The sequence below is a fragment of the Faecalitalea cylindroides ATCC 27803 genome, from assembly GCF_000469305.1.
GTDB classification, from domain to species: Bacteria; Bacillota_I; Bacilli_A; order Erysipelotrichales; family Erysipelotrichaceae; genus Faecalitalea; species Faecalitalea cylindroides.
Genome location: NZ_KI271014.1, coordinates 1 through 1,643, shown reverse-complemented (window position 1 = coordinate 1,643; position 1,643 = coordinate 1). Strand labels below are relative to the sequence as shown.

3 protein-coding genes and 1 pseudogene are annotated in these 1,643 nt (G+C 41.1%); all 4 read right to left on the bottom strand.

The window, feature by feature from the left end; all coding sequences use genetic code 11:
* Positions 1-783 (bottom strand): annotated as a pseudogene (locus HMPREF0367_RS05760) (helicase); the annotation flags it as partial.
* A 15-nt stretch (positions 784-798) separates the two neighbouring features.
* Complete coding sequence (locus HMPREF0367_RS05755) at positions 799-1,098, bottom strand: hypothetical protein (RefSeq protein ID WP_051335194.1); 300 nt, start codon at positions 1,096-1,098, stop codon at positions 799-801.
* Positions 1,079-1,339 (bottom strand): hypothetical protein, encoded by a 261-nt coding sequence (locus HMPREF0367_RS05750; RefSeq protein WP_023920501.1) that lies wholly within the window; start codon positions 1,337-1,339, stop codon positions 1,079-1,081. Before HMPREF0367_RS05750 ends, HMPREF0367_RS05755 begins: the two co-directional genes overlap by 20 nt.
* A 12-nt stretch (positions 1,340-1,351) precedes the next feature.
* On the bottom strand, positions 1,352-1,643 hold a 292-nt coding region (locus HMPREF0367_RS05745), incomplete at its 5' end, for a hypothetical protein (RefSeq protein WP_148449380.1).

Below are 1,643 nucleotides of genomic sequence, written 5' to 3'. Positions count from 1 at the left end.
TTTGCTGTCAAGACGCTCTATACTGTTTTGACGGTTGAGTGCAGTAATTGTTTTAGATATTTCCGTTAATCCCATTTCTGCAATATCACTGGTAGCAAATCCAAGTGCATTGAGTGTTTCCTGCGTATTGAAGTTAGTAACATCTCTGAAATCATCAAGTTCAAAATAACCGTCCGTATCAACGCCGAGCCTTGACATCATCATATATGCCACACTATTTGTCACGACATTTTTATAAATGAAAGCCACAATATCCTCTTCCACTTCCTCAAAGGAACTGCCCTCGGTTGCATAGTAAAGGTCTTGCAGATAATCAGGGATATTATCCTCTGCCGCATTTCTTGCTGCTCCCATAATTGCTTCGGCAAGACTGCTCTTATTCTCAATCTCTCCGAAAGTGCTTTCCAATGTTTCAATCACATCAGCTTCGTATTCCTGACGCATATCCCAAATCGGGACTGTTCTTGAATATCTGCTTTCGTGAGTATCTGAAATGTCAAAGTAATGTGTCAGTCTTTGCCGTGAACGGTTTTCATCAGCAAAAACAGCAATACCTCTAGCACCTCGGTTGACCCATCTGCCAAAAATTTTGTTCCACTGCTCTATCTCAAGAACCGCTGTTGCATCTGGTCGCTGTGCATATACAAGAAGCTGCTCGTCATAACGTAACTTATAATTTCGGCAAGCCGAAGCTAAGAATGCCTGCCAGTTCTGAGGATTTGACACAACCGTTTTGCAGGTGCGGTTGTAAAGCTCAGAAATAAGGTCATATTTTCGTGCCATTACTCTTGCACCTCCTTATCGCTGTTTTTCTCTGTTTCTGGTCTTGTTTTTTGACGGTTCGGATTGATTGATAGGTTCAACTTTACTTCCATTAAGCTCCATTTTTTCAGCAAACTCGCATATATGATAGCAGCAATTTCCGACATACAAATGGTAGTCATCAATATACTTGCACACTCTGTCTGCTGTGTGTCCATCACGAAAAGTAATCTTGATTTTTCCACCATCGGGAATATAGAATTTCAAATTGTAATGACTGTCTATAAATCGAATTTGCTTTTCCTGCGGCTCTGCTCTATTCTCCTGTTGCTTCATTTTCCTTACCTCTCATTTTTGTTGCTTCATCAGAACCGCCGCCCAAATACGAAAAGAGTTTACCGGACTTTGTATTCTTCTGAAGCTCCATAATCACACCCATATCAGGAATCGTGATATTCGGGATTTTCAGGATTGCTTCCATATCAAGCTGCTGCAACTTTTTCTCCGTATCACAACCGGAGTCAAAGAGTTTATTCAGCACCTTGACCTTATTCTGAAAAGTTGCTTTGTCTTTCACGAAAATACCTCCTTAGCTAATGTTGATTACAATAGAAATACTGCCGCTCTGTTCTTCTTTCTGCGGATTACGTGAATACTCAGGAAAAAGGGACTGTACTCTCTGCCTTGCCCTGCGTATGGTTTCAAAACAAGGAAGTCCGTATGCTCGGTAATTAAATACAATATCCTCAAGCGGAAGATTTCCGGCAGGTATATATCCGTACCGATTGTAATAATGCAGAATAAGAAGCATATCATCATACCTCGACATCGGGCATTCCTTTAAGATTTCAAGCACTCGGCTCTCCACCGTTTTCTGTTGT

Excerpts from the sequence above, each read along its gene's own strand:
- HMPREF0367_RS05755 (WP_051335194.1), bottom strand. The coding sequence starts at position 1,098 with ATGAAGCAACAGGAGAATAGAGCAGAGCCGCAGGAAAAGCAAATTCGA.